Here is an 18,834-nt window from a genome sequence, read left to right as displayed (position 1 = left end):
TGAACCCCACTTGTTAGTGTAAAAATTGAAAAAAACTTGGTTTCCTGTATGATATGAAAAAAGGAGTGACATATGAATATTAATAATTTAGGTCTACTTAATATACTTGGACTAATTGTTAATGAAGGGAGTGCAAATGCTGATTTTGCCATAGCTAAATATATTTTAAGTAATATTGATCGTTTACAAGCTATTACCGTCAACGAACTGATTGATAGTTCCTTCGTCTCGCGGTCTTCCATTAGAAGGTTTTGTAGAAAATTAGGTTATGGAAACTTTAGTGAATTACAAAGTTCTTTAACTGCCATCATTTTTCCTTCTAATATTCATTTGAGGGAATTCACCTCTATAAAAAAAAATCGAAACAACCTAACGAGTGGTTTAACTGAAATGATTGCCGATATTAACACAGCAGTCACTGATGAAACAATAGCTGATTTAGTAAAATCACTTCAGATTCATGAGGACATTGTTTTCCTAAGTTCAAACAACACCAGTAGTAATTTAATTAAATTTCAACAGGAACTTTTTTATGTAAAAAAAATAATTCGCTTAATAACTGCAAACTTCGATTTAAATAGTACCCAAAAAAATTCAAATGCAAACACGTTGATAGTTGTGGTTTCAATTTCTGGTGTTTTCTCATCTGCAGTAGAAGAAACGGTAAAAGCAATGAAAGGAAATAAAATCCTTATAACGGCAAATAGGAATGAATACTTGAGTCGTTCTTATGATCAAGTTGTCTATATGAGTAACAACGATATTGAAGAAGACGAGATTGGCCTTTTAGGAAAGTATGGCATCACTTATTTATTTGATTTAATTTCACAATCGTATATTTTTGAATATCATTGATAGAGCGAATGAGAGAGTAAATGGTTCAAATTATGAACCACTAACGATGCTTTAATAGCTTAAACTGTTATTAAGATGCTCGATTAGTTAATTATAAAAAATTAGAAAGTATAGGTGATTCAAATGAACGTCAAATTTAAAAAAAACAAATTACCCCTAGCTGATAACTCGGGGGTACCAATTCCTTTGACAGACGCGACCATTAATAAAAGATATCACAACTTATTAACGACCATGCAAGAAAAAGATATTTCTTCCTTAATTATTTATGGCGATAAAGAACATGGTGGAAGTTTTGAGTATCTAGTGGGTTTTGTCCCAAGATTTGAAGAGGGACTTTTAATCGTAAACGCCGATGGTTCCAACTATTTAATATTAGGAAATGAAAACTATAATAAAGTTAAATATTCAAGAATTAAAGCAACAGGTATTAAGTGTTCATTGTTTTCATTACCAAACCAACCAATGGGAGACGCAGGAGAACTAGATAACATTCTTTCTTCCATTCAAATCGATCAGTCAAAAAAAGTGGGTATGGTTGGTTGGAAATTAATACCAAATATGCTGAATCAGTACGATTTACCAGAATTTATTGTAAATGCAGTAAAAAATAACGTTCATAACGAAAAGTTAACTAATGCAACCTCATTGTTAATAAGTCCCGAATACGGCGTTCGAATAGAAAATAACGCTAATGAAATTGCACATTACGAATACGGAGCATCTTTGGCGTCCGATGCCGTACTAGATGCGATGAATAGTTTAGAAGTTGGCATTAGTGAGTTAGAAGCCGGAGAAAAACTAACGAAGCACGGTCAATACAATAACGTTGTCACCATTGCTTCATTTGGAGAAAGATTTGCTAATGCTAATCTATACCCAACTGAAAAAACTTTGAGTGTAGGAAATAAAGTGGCTTTAACCGCTTCTTACCGAGGTGGGTTATCAAGTCGAACAGGATACGCTGTAACCTCCCTAACAGAATTAGAAGAAATTGACCCGGGTTATTTCCAAGAAGTTGTCGTCCCTTACTATCAAGCTTACATTTACTGGTTAAGTAACATTCAAATAGGAATGGATGCAGGTAAATTTTATGATGATTTTAATGACTACTATCCACAAGAAAAATACGGTTGGGAACTATGTCCCGGTCATTTAACTGCGGATGATGAATGGTTGAGTTCACCCTTTTACAAAGGATCCACAGCTACCGTTAAAAACGGCATGATATTCCAAGTAGATTTTATTCCTTCTCAATCTCCTCACCATGGTGTTTCGGCTGAATCAACAATTGCATTGGCAGATCAGACGCTACGGGAAGAAATAAAAACGAATTATCCAGATTTATGGACTCGAATTTTGAATCGTCGTGAATTTCTAGAACAAGAATTAAATATTCATTTATCAGATGAAGTCCTACCGCTTGCAAGTACTTTAGGTTACTACAGACCCTTTATGTTAAACAAGGAAATTGCCCTGTATCTCTAATTGGCTAATTATTTTGCTTCATCAAATATACAGCTGTTAATTATTGTTAAAGAGCTAGCTTTTTCATTACAATTTTGCTATAGTTAGGATTATCATTTCTCTTTACATAGCAAGAGCTAAAGCTATGTCTTGTTCGCCAGTATGTTTTAAACTCCCTGTAAAGAAAGTCGATGGCAGCTGAAAATCGATCACAGTTTATAAACAGAATTACACGTTCAAGCTCACATTTACATATAAACTCATAAGGAAAACAAGTGATTGTTTTTAAATTAAGGTGGTACCACGGAGAAATTCGTCCTTAGCTATTTATAGCTAAGGGCGTTTTTTTTATATAAAAGGAGGTAGTCAAATGATGAATTGTGGGGGGATTATTCGTTATCGTCGCTCTTTTGACTCGTAGAAATTAAACCAGCAAAAGGAGAGATAAAAATGAATAAAAAAAATAAACCAAGTATTGTAGAAGCAAGTATTGTATTAGGAATCGTTATTATGAGTATAGCTTTTGGGGTGATTGGATTAAAAGTTTCACCAAATATCGCGATTTTATTTTCAATTGCACTAGTCATGGTTTACGCAGGCATCAAGAAAATATCGTTTGATCAGTTGCATGAAGGAATCGTCAATGGCATTAAACCAGGTATTATTCCTATTTTTATCTTTATTTTAGTAGGAGCCCTCATAGCAGTCTGGATTCAAGCCGGTATTATTCCAACCCTGATGGTAAAAGGGTTTCAAGTGATTAGTATCAAATGGTTTGTTCCTTCCGTCTTTATCGTCTGCGCCATTGTAGGGAGTGCAGTAGGGAGTGCCTTCACTGTCATGTCGACTATTGGGATTGCTTTTTTTGGAATTGGTACGACACTCGGAATTCACCCCCCTCTTATTGTTGGTGCAATTGCATCGGGTGCTATCTTTGGAGACAAAATGTCGCCCTTATCTGAATCGACAAACTTGGCTGCTGCCATTGCAGAAGTTGATTTATTTAAACATATTAAGCACATGTCTTGGTCTACAATTCCGGCTTTTACTGTTTCTTTGATCCTTTTTTCTATTTTTGGAATAACCAATCAATCTGCACCACTTTTGGAGATTCAAGAAGTGATTCAGGTTTTAGAAAGTAACTACACCATTACGAATTGGGCATTCATTCCCATTTTATTGATGTTCGCCTGTGCTTGGAGAAAAATCCCAGCCATCTTAACGATTCTAATTAACATTGGAGTAGCCATTCTTTTTATCTTTTTCCAAAATCCTTCGGTAAAAATTACCGAAATTGCTTCTTCAATTGAATCTGGCTTTGTTTCGATAACTGGCAACCAACAGATTGATGCCCTACTTTCGCGTGGAGGAATCGAAAGTATGATGCCGACGGTTTCTCTTATCATTCTTACCCTGTCTTTAGGTGGTTTATTAATGGAGACAGAGCTGATTGGCACGGTGATGACTTCTTTGTCTAAAAAAATTCACACGGTATCAGGTGTTGTGATTGCGACTTTGCTTACTTCCATTGGTGTTAATATTTTTATCGGCGAACAATTTCTGTCGGTAATTTTACCAGGAAATGCTTTCAAAGAAATTTACAAAGAAAAAAATCTTGATTTGTCTGTATTAAGTCGTACTTTAGAAGATGGCGGAACCGTCATTAACTACTTAATTCCTTGGGGAATTGCCGGTAGTTTTGTGGCCGGTACATTCGGAGTGCCAACCCTCACCTATTTACCTTTTGTATTTTTCAGTCTACTATCTCCTATTTTTTCTATCTTGAGTGCCTTGACTGGATTCGGTATTAAAATGGCCACTCCAAAAGTAGAAGAAACTTTTGGATAAAAAGCTATTTTGATTTGCACTATTGACAATTTTAGAAAGTCTGTTAGAATTGCTTACGTTAACACATGCGTTTCATGTGACTAGGATCGACTAGGCATGAAAAGATCTTTCAAGGGGGAAGTCTCTTCTTTGAAAGTCTTTTCATGCTTTTTTTATTTCTTATTGGCCATAAGAAGTAGCCCCATGGGAATTTCCACTCTATGAAACGACCATTTCTGCAGAAAAGGATAAATAAGATGAAAATAAAAAAAATCTTGAATCAAAATGCTGTTCTAGTGGATGATCAAGGAGAAGAAAAAGTAGCTATTGGTAAAGGAATTGGTTTTGATAAAAAACGTAATGATTTGCTATTTTCTCATGATATAGAACGTTTATTTATTTTGGAACCAGAAGGACAAATGAAATTGCAGACCTTATTGAGTCAAATTGACGAAAAATATTTGTTTGCTGCTGAAAAAATTATAAATCATGCTGAAACGGTCTTGATGGAAAAATTAAACGAACATTTATTAATTGTTTTAACGGATCACATCGCCTTTGCCGCACAAAATATAAAAGATGGGATTTTTTTACGGAATAAACTATTACCAGAAATCGAGGTATTATATCGCGAAGAATTTACCATTGCACAATAGTCCGTTGATTACTTAACAGAGACAATTGGTATTCCTTACACTTATGACCAAGCAGGTTATATTGCCATACACATTCACAGCGCTCGAAGTGGTGAACAAGATAACCATCGTATCATCCGTGAAGTAACGATTGTTTCAGACATTATTCAATTGATTGAAAAAGAATTAGTTATTAATTTACATGCAGAAGAAATGGCTTTAAACTACTCGCGTTTAGTTAACCATTTGCGTTTATTACTCCAACGCTATCACAATCAACAGTATGCGACGTTGGATAATGAAATTATCCAACTAGTTAAACTTAAATACCAAGAAAGCTATCATATTGCAAAAAAAGTGCGTGTGTTACTTATTAAAAATTATCAATTATCCACTACAACAGAAGAATTAGGCTATTTGGCTATTCACATCGAAAGACTTCGATTAGCCAACCACAAACAATAAAAGAAAAGGCAGGAAAAATTATGAAAGCATATATGCAACGAATGGGACGCTCCTTAATGCTCCCAGTAGCAACTTTACCTATTGCAGCCTTATTTATGGGGATCGGTTACTGGATTGACCCAACAGCCTGGGGTGCAAATAACATCCTAGCAGCCTTCTTGATTAAAACAGGAGGAACAATTTTAGATAATTTAGGTATTCTATTTGCAGTTGGTTTAGCAATTGGGATGTCGAAAGACAAAGATGGTTCTTCTGCTTTAGCAGGTTTGGTTGCCTTCTTAACTCCTATTACCCTTGTCAGTTCTAGTTCGGTAGCTTTGTTTACCGGCCAAGAAACTGTTAACGTAGCTTTTGAAGCAATTAATAATAAAAATGTGTTTATTGGGATACTAGCTGGTTTAATCGCAGCTGCCATGTATAACCGCTTTTCTCAAGTAAAATTACCAATGGCTTTAGCTTTTTTCAGCGGGAAAAGATCCGTGCCGATTGTAACCGCCGGCGTAATGGCAGTCGTTTCAGCGCTACTCATTTTTGTATGGCCACCTGTTTATAACGCCTTAGTTTCCTTTGGCGGAATGATTTCAGGTTTGGGTGCAGTAGGTGCTGGCCTTTATGGTTTCTTTAACCGACTACTGATCCCGACAGGTCTACACCACGCATTGAATAACGTCTTTTGGTTCAACTTAGCCGGAATTGATGATATTGGTAAGTTCTGGGCAAGTGAAGGCATTAAAGGGGTTACCGGAATGTATCAAGCTGGTTTCTTCCCAGTTATGATGTTCGGATTGCCTGCAGGTGCTTTCGCTATTTATCGATCTGCTCGTCCTGAAAAGAAAAAAGAAGTGGCATCATTGATGATTGCTGCCGCCTTTGCTTCTTTCTTTACGGGTGTAACAGAACCATTAGAATTCTCCTTTATGTTTGTTGCTTGGCCTTTGTTTGTCGTTCACGCTTTCCTGACAGGGATTTCCTTGTTCATTGCTGCTACCTTCCAATGGACAGCAGGATTTAACTTCAGTGCTGGTTTAGTGGACTTCGTTTTAAGTTTACGAGTTCCTATCGCAAATCAGCCATTAATGCTCCTTGTATTGGGACTCGTTATGGCAGTTGTATACTATTTCACCTTTATGTTTGTAATCAAGAAATTTAATTTAATGACACCAGGACGTGAAGAGTCTTCTCCTGAGGATTTTGAAAATGAAGAAACAATCGCTGCTGGTGATGATAAATTTGCAGTAATGGCAGGACGATTGTATGAAGCTCTTGGCGGTATCGATAACATAACTTCCATCGATAATTGCACGACTCGCTTACGTTTGCAAGTAAAAGATACCAGTTTAGTTGATCAAGATATGATTAAGAAAACCGGCGTTCCTGGTCAAAAATTAATTGATGCGACAAACTATCAGGTCATTGTTGGAACCGAAGTTCAATTCGTAGCGGATGCTTTGGCTCAGCTTCATGGACAACCTGTAAAAACAACAGGTGCATATAACCCATCACAACCTGAAGCGGTAGAAATAGCTAAAAAACAAGAAATTTATTCAGTTGCAAATGGAACGGTCATTCTTATTGAGGAAGTAAATGATGATGTTTTCTCCAATAAAATGATGGGCGATGGTTTTGCTGTTATCCCAACAAATGGGGATATCTTTGCACCAATCGCTGGTAAAGTATTAAGTGTTTTTCCTACTAAACATGCAGTCGGTATCCAAACAGCTTCTAGTATTGAAGTATTGTTGCATATGGGTATTGACACCGTTAGCTTAAACGGTGAACCTTTTACTGTTTATATAGAAGAAGGACAGCAAATCGCACGCGGTCAATTGATTGCTACTGTTGATTTACAAGCTTTAGAAGAAGCCAATCGCTCTAACGACATGATTGTCATTTTCACAAATGGTGACCTCGTTGAAGACCTTGAAATCAACACTGGTGACTCTCTTGCTAACGAAGTCATTGGTTCCGTGGAAAGTAAATAAAATTAAAAAGCAGAAGGATTTCTCAGCACTAGTTGCTGGAAATCCCTCTGCTTTTTTTAAAACCCTTCGTTTTCCTTCATATACGCTACCTCTTCTGAAGTAGAGACACGACTCAACGCTTCATTTCGATGAGGGTATCTCCCGAATTGTGCAATAATTTCACGGTGTCCTATTTCATATTGGAGTGTCTCTTCCATACCTACTTCAGAAAAGAGTTCCATAGCAATATCATGAATAGCCATGGACTCTGAATGCATAAAAGGCATGTATAAAAAGGAACGCTGATTCGTTGGAAGCTTTTGGGCTTCTTTCGTACGAATGGCTTCTTGTGCTAAGATAAGTGCCATTCCGTCGGTAGAAAATGCTTTTGCTTGCCCTCTGTACATATTACGTGAAAATTGATCAAGTACAATAATTTCTGCCAGTCGCCCTTGAATCGTTTCTCTCCACTGCCATAGTTCTCCTGCAGCTGCTTGGCGATGCACTTCAGAAAATCGCTGTTTAATTTCCTCATCAAGGTTTTCATCTTTTATAAAATGTTTCTCAGGATCTACTTCCTTAAACCAAAAGTCTAATACTTCTTGATATTCCATATTTTTACACTCCTTTAAAAAATAATTTTAGTTTAGAAAACCAACCGAATATAGCTCTTACATAAACCGATAATAGCGTTTTGTCACTAGAAAGGCAAATACCGTGAAAAACAAGGTTAGTAGTTCAGCTATGACAACTGCAAGCCAAATACCATCAAGTCCGAATAATAGAGGCAATAAAAAAATCATGATAACCTGGAATACGAGTGTTCTCAAAATGGAGATTAGAGCAGAAACAAACCCATTACTCAAAGCTGTAAAAAATGAAGATGCGAACATATTTATCCCACTGAAGAGAAATGACAGAGAGAATAATTTTAGCGCTCGACTCGTAATAATTAACAGCTCTAAATCATAGCCAACAAATATCCGAGCCAGAGGCGTCGCAAGAAACTCAGCAATCAAAACAAGTACGAGGGATGCAAGACCAATAAGTATCAAACTCTTTTTAAATAGGTTCTTTAACTCTTGACTATTACGGGCTCCATAATTAAAACTAATTAAGGGTGCACTGCCAATAGAATAACCGATAAATATCCCTGAAAATATAAAGGTTACATACATAATCACCCCATAGGCCGCCACACCATCAGCACCAGCAATTTTAATTAGTTGAAAATTATAAAGAACACTAACTAATGACATTGAAAGGTTTGTTAACATCTCCGATGCTCCGTTTGTAGCACTTTTAATGACCGCTTTACCGTTCCATTTAGGTCTAACAAGTCGGAGCGTGCTCGTATTTTTTCTCAGAAAATAGATAAAAGGAATCATTCCTCCAACGATTTCACTCATGGCTGTAGCGGCTGCTGCACCTGTAACGCCCCAGCGAAAGAAATAAATAAATAGGAAATCTAAAAAAACGTTGGTCAAACCTGCGGCAATTGAAATAATTAAGCCCATATGCGGTTTTTCTGCTACAACAAAAAACACTTGAAACGTTGTTTGAAGCATGAAAAAAGGGAGCGAAATAAATAAAATAGTCCCATAAGGAATGGAGTATTGTAAGAGCTCTTCGGTCGCTCCAATCATGATAGCGATTGGTTCTAGAAAAACAATCCCAAAAATCCCAAAAATAATTCCAATACCGATAATTAAATAAACTAACATTGAAAAAATTTGATTTCCTTTTTCAACATTACCTTCCCCAATAATTTTTCCTACCAGAGCGCTCCCACCAGTACTTAACATAAAGCTGATTGATGCAAAAATCATAGCGAAAGGCATGATTAAATTTACAGCTGCAAAAGCTTCTGCGCCGACAACATTGGAGACGAATAGCCCGTCAACGACACCATAAATCGATGTTATAATCATCATAGCGATGGATGGTATCGTGAAACGTAGCAGTTTGCAATAGGTAAAGTGATCTGACAATTGAATATTCATTAAAACGCCTCTTTTTCTTTTACTTCATCCATTAAATATCCATATGCCGGATATTTTCAAGGAACCATTTATTAAAACCTGCTTCGTCAATATCTATGCATACTGTAGTGTTCGCTTCGTTTGAAATGTGCCCGTTAAAATCTACGAGCGTCGCTCCAGTTGTATGCTGACCAGTTAATTCAATATCAACATAGGTATCGACTACTGTGAATAAATCTGGGCGCAGTAAATAAGCAACTGCTGTGCTGTCGAACATCGTCAGCCCTTCTTCAAAGCTACCGCCACGATATTTCTTAAATAAGGAATAGAACATATCGCCTACTTTATTCATTGTTTTTATTTCTTCACTGGCTTCTGGTTTTATTAATGCTTTAAGTCCAATGTTTAATCCTACCATTGTTTTTTTGATAGCTGAATCAAAAACAATTTTTGCTGCTTCAGGATCATAACCAATGTTAAACTCAGCATAAACATTATAATTTCCCCTATCAATCGAACCCCCCATAATAATAATTTCTTCAATTTGATTTTCAATTTGTGGGTAGAGTTTTAGAAGCAAAGCAATATTAGTGAGCGGTCCAATTGCTAATAAAGTAGTTTTTTCTTCGCTTGCAATAATCGCTTGATAGATGGCATTAACGGCATGCTGATCCACTAAGAGCCTTTCGTTCCATTCTTCAAACGCATAGCCTTCAAGTCCCGTTTTCCCATGAATACTGCTTGCATCTTTAGACTGTCTAACCAGTGGCCCCGTAGCGCCTCTAGCAACAGCTACTTCTTTTTTAAAAAAAGATACCAATTTCAAAGCATTTTCTGTCACATAGTTAATCCCAACATTACCAGCTACAGTTGAAATCAATTTCACCTCAATCTCTTCGCTAAAAAGAGCTAACGCAATTGCGATTGCATCATCAATACCAGGATCGGTATCAATGATAATCTTTCGTTTATATAGTTGGATAGTCATGACTTGTTTCTCCTCCTATTTTAAAAAATAAAGATAACTGACCTTCTCTATATTTTACCTATAATCGTTTTCTTTACAACGAATGGTTCCTTGGTTCGCTGCTTTCTTCATAAATACCACACATTTAAATGGTACACTTAGTAATAATAAACTCTGGGAGGAAATAAACATGAAGATTTTAATCGTTGATGATGAAAAGAATATATTAGATATTGTTGACGCTTATTTAGCTGCTCAAAATTTCCAAGTTTTTCGCACAGTTACTGGAAAAGAAGCGTTACAAAAAGCTGAAACCATTCAACCCGATTTAATCGTTTTGGACCTTATGCTTCCCGATTTATCTGGACTTGATGTCTGTAAAAAAATAAGGGAATCTTCACTCGTGCCGATTATCATGCTAACAGCAAAAACTTCTGAAAAAGATGTTTTAACTGGTTTGAACTTAGGCGCAGATGACTATATCCGTAAACCTTTTAGCCCCAAAGAGTTAGTCGCTCGTATTCATACTGTTTTGAGGCGCTTTAAAAGAGAACCCGTAGAGGAAAAATATTCTTTTGAAAATGGCAGTTTAGAAATAATTCCTGCTCGAAAACAAGTATTTAAATTTGGAAAAGAAGTTGACCTAACCCCTACGGAATACGAACTGCTATTCATACTTGCTTCTCATCCTAAACAGCTGTTTTCACGTGAGCAACTCCTAGACGCTATAAAAGGATTTAGCTTTGATGGTGTGGACCGAATTATAGACACCCATATTAAGAATTTACGTCAAAAAATAGAAACAGATACAAGGAATCCTCAATTTATATTAACTGCTTATGGTACAGGTTACCGCTTTGGAGGTGACCAATGAAACGAACCATTAAAACCCAATTACTTATTTCTTTTATTGGCCTATCGGTCATTATCCTAGGGGCATTTAGCTGGATTACTCTGACTCTGATGGAGACTCATTTCGCCGATTATATAGAAGAGCGCTATGATTCTGAACTCGCTCGCTATACAAGTAATTTAGAAAGTTTGTTCAGTAAAGACAAGAGTTGGGAAAATCATTCTCAAGAAATCGGAATAATCGGACAAAACGCGCTTCAAAACTCCATTATTCTGCGCGTATACGATGAGAATGATATGCTGCTCTGGGAACCTTCCCCATATGAAACAAAAAACACGCATATGATGATGGATCATTCCAATCAAATGCAACATATGAGAAGAATGATGCCTTCGGTAGAGAATAACGTCGTACAAACACAAGTTCCCCTCCTTCATGATGGAGAAGAAGTGGGACGAGTAGAAATTCAGTCGATGGGGGCACTCACCTATACCATCCACGATGCTTTGTTTATTTCAGATATGCGTAAGAGTTTAGTTATTGTTGCTCTCATTTCATTACTTATTGCATTTTTCTTTGCTTTATTAGTAGCTAAGAAGGTTAGTTCTCCCATCGTTGCGATTCAAAACTTTACCAAAGAAATTTCTAAAGGACGATATCCCGAGCTTGCTTTGAAACAAACTGGCATCCAAGAAATTGATAGCCTGATGACTTCTGTTAAAGATTTTTCTAATCAATTACAGCGGCAACAAGAAATTAGAAACCGCCTCTCTTCTGATATTGCCCATGAAATCAGAACCCCTTTAACGACTCTAAAAGGCAACATTGAAGCGATGATTGATGGTGTGTGGGAAGTAACTGAGGAACGCCTCTTGCTCTGTCACAATGAAGTTAATCGCATTGCACGTTTAATCGGACAAATCGATCAAATTAACGAGCTTGAAAGTCATGAAACAGTACTTGAAAAAACACGTTTCGATCTGATGGAGTTATTACAGCAAGTCGTGAATGCCTTTCAACCGCTCTTTCGAGAAAAGGATATTCACTATACAATAACAGGAGACGCACTTTATATTGTGGCCGATTGTGATAAAATAAATCAAGTAGCCACCAATCTTTTAGCGAATGCTCTCAAGTTTACACCCCCAGCTGGGAAAATTGAAATCCATACTTATAAAGAAAAGCAGAAAGCTTTTTTTGAAATAAAGGACACCGGGCAAGGAATTCCTCCTGAGGAAGTCAATCAGATTTTTGAAAGGTTTTATATGGCGGAACCTTCTCGCAATAAAAACATAAGCGGCCAAGGAATTGGTTTATCTATTGTTAAAGGGATTATCCAGGCACATCAAGGCCAAATAGCCGTTAAAAGTGAATATGGGAAAGGAACCTCTTTCTTAATTAGTCTCCCTCTAACCCAATGATTGAAATGGTCGTGCACCTTCATATTTTCTACACAAATAACAGGTATCCTTATCATATAAAAAGGAGGCAATCATATGTTTAGTCGATTTTATCAAGGATTTGGTGGGTATGGCATGCATGGTTATGGAATGGGCTTCATGGGAATCTTTTGGATTCTACTTCTTATCCTATTTGTACTAGTTATTTGGAAACTTTTTTCTAATAGTCAAAAAACGAATCCTACTTCCAATAAAGATACTGCTCTAGAATTGTTAAAGAAAGAGTTCGCCAAAGGTAATATTACTGAAGAAGAATTTGAAAGAAAGAAAAGACTTTTAAAATAATAAAAAAGCATCGCTCCCATCTTTCAACTAATGAAAGATGGGAGCGATGCTTTTATTTATTTGACTTCTACTTGACCCATCATCCCGACGTCTTCATGCTCTAAAATATGACAGTGATACATAAAAATGCCTTTTTCAGGAAATTCAAGTTCTAATTGAACCGTTTCACCAGCCTCAATCAAAACCGTATCTTTCCAGCCTTGCTCATTTAAAGGCGGTGTTTTACCGTCGCGCGAGATAATTTTAAATTGCAAGCCATGTACGTGGAAAGGGTGAGCCATTCCTCCCATCATATCAGGTGCATTATAAATTTCCCAAATGGCCGTTTCTCCTTGTGTTTCTTCCATATCAATCCGGTTCATATCGAACTGTTTACCGTCTATCGATACCATATAGCCCATACCTGCTAAGGTCATTTTTTTTACAGGTAGGGAATCGCTGGTTTCACGAACTGGAATAGTGTTTAGTTTTCTTGGTAGTTCTTTTTTTACGTCAGTCGTTCCTTTAACTCCTATATCTAGTACAGTCGTTTCGCCATCCATCAACTGGATTGTTTCACCTTCTGGATAATCTTCTAAGTCTATAATGATTTCAGCTCGTTCGCCTGGAGCTAAAACAAGTGAAGTCATTTCAACAGGTTCTTCTAAAAACCCGCCATCACTCGCAATTTGGTAGAAGCGAGCTTGATTGTTCAATGCCAATTGATAATTACGTGCATTTGATCCATTCACAAGACGTAAACGTACCTTCTCATTTTTAACTTCAACATAAGGATTAAGTGTACCATTTACGAGTAAGGTATTCCCATATACGCCATCCGGATTGTAAGAACGCTCATAATCTAATTGATTGTTTTCGTCTAAGTTGCGATCTTGCAAAATAAGTGGAAAATCATTTACACCATATTCTTTTGGTAAATCCAGTCGATCCGTTTGCTCATCTTCAACATAAATCAAACCAGCTAGGCCGTAATAAACTTGCTCTGCTGTAGTACCAAGTGCATGTGGATGAAACCAGAGTGTTGCGGCCTCTTGGTTGACCTCAAAGTCAATTTGGGCTGTTTGGTTTGGTTCTACTGGTGAATGTGGACCACCATCTACATCTGAAGGAATTTTTAATCCGTGCCAATGAAACGTTGTCTCTTCTGAAAGATTATTTTCCGTTTTAATATGGACGGTTTGTCCTTTTCGCATTTTAAGAATCGGACCTAAATAAGAGCCATTATAGCCCATTGTAGCAGTTTTTCTACCTTCTTTAAGCTGAGTTTCACCTCTTTGTGTTTTCAAAGTATAAGACACTTCATTTTCTCTTTCAAAATCGGGCTCTAATATTTCCGGTAGTTTTAATTTATTGCTTTCACCTTTTATTTCTTCAAACCTCGGTATGTCTGTGTGATGCATGCGACTTCGCCCAGAAAATGAATCAAAATTATTATCATTTCTGCTGGAGCCGTTTCGACCCATATGAGACTCATCACGATGATGTCTCCCAAATTAGATACATTCGGACCAGACATGTGCCCTCTCATGCCACTGTTTGCATATTGACTGTTAAAACGATAACCAGTTGCAAATAGAAGGACAAGGCCAATTAAAACAATGTTTACAATTGCTTTCATTTTTCTTCTCATTACAAGCACTCCTTTTTCTTCATTTCTAACTTAAGTATAGTCGGACATTGTGTAGACTTTATGGAGTTCTCGATTTTTTAATAAAAAAGTAGATAAAAAAGCCTAAACAGACTGTAGTATTCGAATCGGCTCGAAAAACTCATTCGTGTTTAAACTTTTTGGTATGTTATTTGATTATTATTTTCTAAATAATCTCGCAAAGAAACCCTTTTTTTCCGATTCCTTTTTAAAGCTTTCTAACTCTTCCTGGTACTTTTTATCTCTTTCAGCGCTTTTTTTCTCCAAATCTTCAAGAACACTCTTTTGGTCTGAAATCAAAGCTTGGATATCAACTTTAAGTTGTTCATTACTTTCGATGACTTCTTGCATCAGTTCGCCATATTGGCCTAACATATTGTTTTGCAACACAATCGCTTGTTGTAGGACGGTTATATCTGTTGTCTCGTCACCTTTTTCTTCTTGCACAACCGGCGTTGTTTCAGATGATTCCGTTTGGGTTGCTTGGGTTGGATGGTCTAGTTCCTCTATTACTGTAGAAACAGCATTCTCAAGGGTTTCATTAGCCATTTTACTTACTTCTAACATCCGCTTTATTGCCGTTATATCATTGTTACTATAAATACGTGCATTTTGACTATCACGGTGGAAGTAATCTGTTTCAGATACCTTATCGAACAGATTCGCATACTTACGGAGCGTTTGTGTCGCTACTCCAAGTTGTTCTGCTGCATCTTTAGGCGTTATGTACTCTATTACATTTTCAAGCTCTTTCATCTAATAAACCCCTTATCTCTTGTTTTATTAACGTTATCATACCGTTATAGTAGAAATAATTCAACTTTTTCTGAAAACTAATTAAAAAATAACGATTTCCCTTAATTTTCTACCTTCTTCTATATCGTTATGCGCTACATACGCTCTAAAAAAAACTAGAGATGCAAGCATCTCTAGTTGGGGATATTCGATTAGAATGAACCGTGAACCACACGCTCTAGTAAATCGGCAATTTGTTCTTTTGTCGCTTTTGCTAATTCCAAAGCGTAACCTGATACACGAATGGTTGCTTGTGGGTAATTTTCTGGATTACGCAACATTTCTTCTAAACCTTCTTTAGAAAAGACGTTTACATTTAAGTGGTGTCCCCCACCGTTTGCAAAGTAACCATCAAGCAGCATGGTTAAGTTTTCAATTTGAGTGCTTACTTCTTTACCCAAAGCTTTTGGATGAACAGCCCATGTATAAGATGCGCCATCTTTAACATCTTCAAAATCAATCGTTCCCACTGATTTCAATGCTGCAAGTGCACCTTTGTGCGGGCTACTGTAACTTGGGTTTGCTCCTGGTGATAGCGGTGTAAATTCTTCACGATAACCCTTATATTTAGGATCTTGTCCACTAAATAAAGGACCAGTTGCTTTTCCGTAAACAATGTTAGATGTAATGGTTAGAATAGAAGTTGTAATTTCTGAATTACGGTATGTCGGTTGCGCTTTTAGTTTACCAACAAATTTCTTAATTAGCATGTCAGCAATTTCATCTGCTGCTTTTTCATTGTTACCGAAAGTTGGGAATTGTTCCCCTTCAACCACATAATCAATTGGGAAACCTTCTTCGTCGCGTACAACGCGGACTTTAGAGTATTTTACGGCACTCACTGAGTCAGTTGCAAGCCCAATTCCAGCAATACCAGTTGCCATCATTCTATGTAGTTTCGTATCTAATAGACCGAATTGAACTGCTTCATAAGCATATTTATCATGCATATAATGAATAATATTTAATGCTCTTACGTAAGTTTCTGATACCCAATCCATTACGACATCGATTTTTTCCATCAATGTATCATAGTCTAAGTACTCATCAGTGATTGGCTCTAAACCGTCAATTACTTTAGTTCTTGTCTTTTCATCATACCCACCAGTAACAGCGTAAGTTAGGATTTTAGGAAGTGAAGCTCTCGCGCCGAAATATTGGATTGAAGAACCTGTATCCCCAGCTGTCGGACTTACACAGCAAGCGATCGAAACATCATTACTTCCATAGTAATCGCGCATAACATCATCATTTTCATATTGGATTGCACTTGTATCAATACTTACTTTCGCACAGAAATCTTTAAATCCTTTTGGTAATTTTTCACTCCACATGAGAGTCATGTTTGGTTCTGGAGCGTTGCCCATATTATAAAGGGTTTGTAAGAATCTAAATGTATTTTTAGTAATGAGGGAATGCTCATCATCTAACATACCAGCAAAGGTTAAAGTTGCCCATGTTGGATCTCCTGCAAACAATGCTTCATAATCTGGTGTTCTTAATTGACGAACAATACGTGCTTTCATAACCATATGGTCAATTAATTCTTGTGCTTCTTTTTCAGTTAACGTACCTTCTTGAAGATCACGCTCAATATAAATATCTAAAAATTCAGCAATACGTCCTAGACCTTGAGCAGCACCGTTATCTTCTTTAACCATAGCCAAGAAACCTAGGTATACCCATTGGACTGCTTCTTGAGCGGTTTCAGCTGGTCTACTAATATCAAATCCATAAATCTTACCTAACTCAATTAATTTACCTAATGCACGGTATTGTGTCGAGACTTCTTCACGTAAGCGGATGTCATCTTCTGTATAAGATTTTGCTTGTAGTGATTTCCAGTCATTTAATTTTTCTTTCATTAAGTAGTCGACACCGTATAAGGCAATCCGTCTAAAGTCAGGAATGATACGTCCACGACCATAAGCATCCGGTAGTCCAGTTACAATTTTAGCACGTCTCGCCATACGGATATCATCATCATAAGCATCGAATACACCTTGGTTATGTGTTTTTCGGTGTTCTGTATAGAACTCATCTAGTTCCGGATCAATTTCATAGCCGTAAGATTTGAGTGCAGTTTCTGCCATACGAATTCCACCATAAACATTTAATCCGCGTTTTAATGGTTTTTCAGTTTGCAACCCAACAATTTTTTCTAAGTCTTTATCAATGTAACCTGCAGGATGAGAAGTGATTGTACTTACTACAGATGTGTCAGCGTCTAAAACACCACCATTTTCAATCTCTTTTTTCTTAAGTTCAACAATTGTTTCCCATAGCTCAGTTGTTGCTTCAGTAGGTCCTTCTAAGAAATCATCCCCTCCAACATACTCTGTGTAGTTGTGCTTGATAAAGTCTTGAATATCAATACCTTCTTGCCATTTAGAACCTTTAAATCCACGCCATGCTTTTTCCATAAATTATTTCCTCCTAGATGAGTTGGCTTGTTATTATATTCACAATTGACATCATACAGTACTATAAATTGATTATAACACACAAATTTATAGAGGGGAAGAGATATCAGAATGTTTTTGCATAAGGGTTTAACTGTTATAGTTACAGTCAACGTTCTGTTTCTTATGTTATAGTACAGTTTGTTAAAATTTTCTTTTTTAAAAAAAGTGATGGCGCTCGAAAGCTCATCACTTTTTAACATCTTTATTTTTCTATTTAGCAATCTGTATTTCTTTTAGTTGTTGTTCAATGTCGTCTTTAGAAACGCCTGCTTGTAAGAGCGCTGCAGCTATATACGAACCTTCAACAAGGGGAACGTCATAGATGGTAATGGATTTGTCACTCATTTCTTTTGCCATTTCTAAGTTCATCTTAGCACTCCCTAAATCATAGAAAGCTAATAAATTATCAGCTTGGTTCTCATTTATTGCTTCTAAAATAGAATCAAAACTTGTCCCAATCTCAGATTTAGACAGTCCACCTACTACTTTGATACTGACATCACCTGCAACTTCTTGAATGAGTCTGTTGATTCCTTCTGCAATTTCGTAAACATGTGAAATGATAATAATGCCCGTATCTGCCATTATTCTGCCTCCGCTTCTAGCATTGCATGAAATAGTAATCCTGATGAGTATGCGCCTGGATCAATGTGCCCAATGGAGCGCTCACCCACATATGAAGCACGGCCTTTTTTAGCCTTGAGTGGTTTAGTTGATTCCACCGCCTGATCAATCACTGCATCCGTCAGTTGGTTATTTTCTAACGCTTCAACTACTGGTATCCAAACATCAATCATTGTCTTATCGAAAGCTTCAGCTTTTCCACGTTTTTGAATGCTCTCTAACCCGCTTTTAATCACGGCGCTCCAAGGAATATTATCTTCTTTTTGTGCCTTTAACATACCCATAAAAGCAGAGCCGTATAACGGACCAGATGCACCCCCAACTTTACTCAATAGATTGGTTGTTATAAGTTTTAAAAGTTCCTCTAGTGAATCGGGTTTTTGTGTTTCAATTGCTTCGATTACGTGCGTCATTCCTCGTGACATATTGTTTCCATGGTCACTGTCACCAATTGGTGTATCCAATTGGGTGAGATAATCTTTCTCTGCTTGAACTTTTTCATTAAATAATTCCATCCAACGAATTCCTGTTTCTACATTCATATT

Annotated in this window: 16 protein-coding genes and 1 pseudogene; 8 read left to right on the top strand and 9 right to left on the bottom strand. The window is 36.8% G+C overall.

Translation table 11 applies throughout. The features are described 5' to 3' along the window. Window positions 1-72: 72 nt before the first annotated feature. The 5 genes and pseudogenes from BW727_RS09725 (at window position 73) to nagE (ending at window position 7,231) form a co-directional block, all read left to right on the top strand. Complete coding sequence (locus BW727_RS09725) at window positions 73-855, top strand: MurR/RpiR family transcriptional regulator (RefSeq protein ID WP_062469699.1); 783 nt, start codon at window positions 73-75, stop codon at window positions 853-855. 123 nt (window positions 856-978) lie between these two features. Then, window positions 979-2,343, top strand: coding sequence for a M24 family metallopeptidase (locus BW727_RS09720; protein ID WP_062469700.1), 1,365 nt, complete (start codon window positions 979-981; stop codon window positions 2,341-2,343). Window positions 2,344-2,772: 429 nt separating this feature from the next. Beyond that, complete coding sequence (gene nhaC / locus BW727_RS09715; RefSeq protein ID WP_062469701.1) at window positions 2,773-4,170, top strand: Na+/H+ antiporter NhaC; 1,398 nt, start codon at window positions 2,773-2,775, stop codon at window positions 4,168-4,170. 236 nt (window positions 4,171-4,406) lie between these two features. Next, window positions 4,407-5,249: pseudogene (locus BW727_RS09710) on the top strand (PRD domain-containing protein). Window positions 5,250-5,269: 20 nt separating this feature from the next. After that, window positions 5,270-7,231, top strand: a complete 1,962-nt coding sequence (gene nagE, locus BW727_RS09705) for an N-acetylglucosamine-specific PTS transporter subunit IIBC (protein ID WP_062469708.1) — start codon at window positions 5,270-5,272, stop codon at window positions 7,229-7,231. Window positions 7,232-7,287: 56 nt separating this feature from the next. On the opposite strand, the gene BW727_RS09700 is transcribed toward nagE, so the two are convergent. The 3 genes from BW727_RS09700 to rihC are packed head-to-tail and all read right to left on the bottom strand — an operon-like array spanning window position 7,288 to window position 10,180. Further along, on the bottom strand, window positions 7,288-7,824 hold the full coding sequence (locus BW727_RS09700; RefSeq protein WP_062469709.1) for a DUF924 family protein: 537 nt from the start codon (window positions 7,822-7,824) through the stop codon (window positions 7,288-7,290). A gap of 57 nt (window positions 7,825-7,881) precedes the next feature. Continuing rightward, window positions 7,882-9,213, bottom strand: coding sequence for an MATE family efflux transporter (locus BW727_RS09695; protein WP_062469710.1), 1,332 nt, complete (start codon window positions 9,211-9,213; stop codon window positions 7,882-7,884). A gap of 31 nt (window positions 9,214-9,244) precedes the next feature. After that, entirely contained in the window at window positions 9,245-10,180 is a 936-nt protein-coding gene (rihC, locus tag BW727_RS09690; RefSeq protein WP_062469711.1) for a ribonucleoside hydrolase RihC, read from the bottom strand. 169 nt (window positions 10,181-10,349) lie between these two features. Between rihC and BW727_RS09685 the strand changes: the two genes are divergently transcribed. From BW727_RS09685 to BW727_RS09675, 3 genes are all read left to right on the top strand, one after another. Beyond that, window positions 10,350-11,033, top strand: coding sequence for a response regulator transcription factor (locus BW727_RS09685; RefSeq protein ID WP_062469712.1), 684 nt, complete (start codon window positions 10,350-10,352; stop codon window positions 11,031-11,033). Continuing rightward, the gene (locus BW727_RS09680; RefSeq protein ID WP_062469715.1) at window positions 11,030-12,433 is read left to right on the top strand and encodes a sensor histidine kinase; all 1,404 of its coding nucleotides are present in this window, start codon (window positions 11,030-11,032) and stop codon (window positions 12,431-12,433) included. Before BW727_RS09685 ends, BW727_RS09680 begins: the two co-directional genes overlap by 4 nt. A 75-nt stretch (window positions 12,434-12,508) precedes the next feature. Next, the gene (locus tag BW727_RS09675; RefSeq protein WP_062469718.1) at window positions 12,509-12,757 is read left to right on the top strand and encodes an SHOCT domain-containing protein; all 249 of its coding nucleotides are present in this window, start codon (window positions 12,509-12,511) and stop codon (window positions 12,755-12,757) included. Between the two features lie 56 nt (window positions 12,758-12,813). On the opposite strand, the gene BW727_RS09670 is transcribed toward BW727_RS09675, so the two are convergent. The 6 genes from BW727_RS09670 to dhaL all read right to left on the bottom strand — a co-directional run bounded on the left by BW727_RS09670 (window position 12,814) and on the right by dhaL (window position 18,831). Next, window positions 12,814-14,157, bottom strand: a complete 1,344-nt coding sequence (locus BW727_RS09670; RefSeq protein WP_062469720.1) for a multicopper oxidase family protein — start codon at window positions 14,155-14,157, stop codon at window positions 12,814-12,816. Next, window positions 14,121-14,387, bottom strand: coding sequence for a hypothetical protein (locus tag BW727_RS09665; RefSeq protein WP_062469723.1), 267 nt, complete (start codon window positions 14,385-14,387; stop codon window positions 14,121-14,123). Before BW727_RS09665 ends, BW727_RS09670 begins: the two co-directional genes overlap by 37 nt. Before the next feature lie 177 nt (window positions 14,388-14,564). Next, window positions 14,565-15,161 carry a MerR family transcriptional regulator gene (locus BW727_RS09660; protein WP_062469726.1) on the bottom strand — a complete coding sequence of 199 codons (597 nt, stop codon included), beginning with the start codon at window positions 15,159-15,161 and terminating at the stop codon, window positions 14,565-14,567. Between the two features lie 191 nt (window positions 15,162-15,352). Then, window positions 15,353-17,623 carry a formate C-acetyltransferase gene (gene pflB / locus BW727_RS09655; protein ID WP_062469730.1) on the bottom strand — a complete coding sequence of 757 codons (2,271 nt, stop codon included), beginning with the start codon at window positions 17,621-17,623 and terminating at the stop codon, window positions 15,353-15,355. A 252-nt stretch (window positions 17,624-17,875) separates the two neighbouring features. Next, window positions 17,876-18,250: a dihydroxyacetone kinase phosphoryl donor subunit DhaM gene (gene dhaM, locus BW727_RS09650; protein WP_062469733.1), complete on the bottom strand. Its 375-nt coding sequence runs from the start codon at window positions 18,248-18,250 to the stop codon at window positions 17,876-17,878. Beyond that, window positions 18,250-18,831 (bottom strand): dihydroxyacetone kinase subunit DhaL, encoded by a 582-nt coding sequence (gene dhaL, locus BW727_RS09645; RefSeq protein ID WP_062469736.1) that lies wholly within the window; start codon window positions 18,829-18,831, stop codon window positions 18,250-18,252. Before dhaL ends, dhaM begins: the two co-directional genes overlap by 1 nt. Between the last annotated feature and the right edge of the window lie 3 nt (window positions 18,832-18,834).

Source organism: Jeotgalibaca dankookensis, from assembly GCF_002005405.1.
GTDB classification, from domain to species: domain Bacteria; phylum Bacillota; class Bacilli; order Lactobacillales; family Aerococcaceae; genus Jeotgalibaca; species Jeotgalibaca dankookensis.
Note: the sequence above shows the minus strand (reverse complement) of the source record. Positions and strands in the feature narration are given on the sequence as shown.

Bases quoted from the DNA above. Each gene is read 5' to 3' on its own strand.
- BW727_RS09680 (WP_062469715.1), top strand. From the start codon at position 11,030: ATGAAACGAACCATTAAAACCCAATTACTTATTTCTTTTATTGGCCTA.
- dhaL (WP_062469736.1), bottom strand. From the start codon at position 18,831: ATGAATGTAGAAACAGGAATTCGTTGGATGGAATTATTTAATGAAAAA.
- BW727_RS09670 (WP_062469720.1), bottom strand. From the start codon at position 14,157: ATGCATCACACAGACATACCGAGGTTTGAAGAAATAAAAGGTGAAAGC.
- BW727_RS09675 (WP_062469718.1), top strand. From the start codon at position 12,509: ATGTTTAGTCGATTTTATCAAGGATTTGGTGGGTATGGCATGCATGGT.
- nhaC (WP_062469701.1), top strand. From the start codon at position 2,773: ATGAATAAAAAAAATAAACCAAGTATTGTAGAAGCAAGTATTGTATTA.
- BW727_RS09720 (WP_062469700.1), top strand. From the start codon at position 979: ATGAACGTCAAATTTAAAAAAAACAAATTACCCCTAGCTGATAACTCG.
- dhaM (WP_062469733.1), bottom strand. From the start codon at position 18,250: ATGGCAGATACGGGCATTATTATCATTTCACATGTTTACGAAATTGCA.
- BW727_RS09725 (WP_062469699.1), top strand. From the start codon at position 73: ATGAATATTAATAATTTAGGTCTACTTAATATACTTGGACTAATTGTT.
- nagE (WP_062469708.1), top strand. From the start codon at position 5,270: ATGAAAGCATATATGCAACGAATGGGACGCTCCTTAATGCTCCCAGTA.
- BW727_RS09700 (WP_062469709.1), bottom strand. From the start codon at position 7,824: ATGGAATATCAAGAAGTATTAGACTTTTGGTTTAAGGAAGTAGATCCT.
- BW727_RS09660 (WP_062469726.1), bottom strand. From the start codon at position 15,161: ATGAAAGAGCTTGAAAATGTAATAGAGTACATAACGCCTAAAGATGCA.
- BW727_RS09695 (WP_062469710.1), bottom strand. From the start codon at position 9,213: ATGAATATTCAATTGTCAGATCACTTTACCTATTGCAAACTGCTACGT.
- BW727_RS09665 (WP_062469723.1), bottom strand. From the start codon at position 14,387: ATGAGAAGAAAAATGAAAGCAATTGTAAACATTGTTTTAATTGGCCTT.
- rihC (WP_062469711.1), bottom strand. From the start codon at position 10,180: ATGACTATCCAACTATATAAACGAAAGATTATCATTGATACCGATCCT.
- pflB (WP_062469730.1), bottom strand. From the start codon at position 17,623: ATGGAAAAAGCATGGCGTGGATTTAAAGGTTCTAAATGGCAAGAAGGT.
- BW727_RS09685 (WP_062469712.1), top strand. From the start codon at position 10,350: ATGAAGATTTTAATCGTTGATGATGAAAAGAATATATTAGATATTGTT.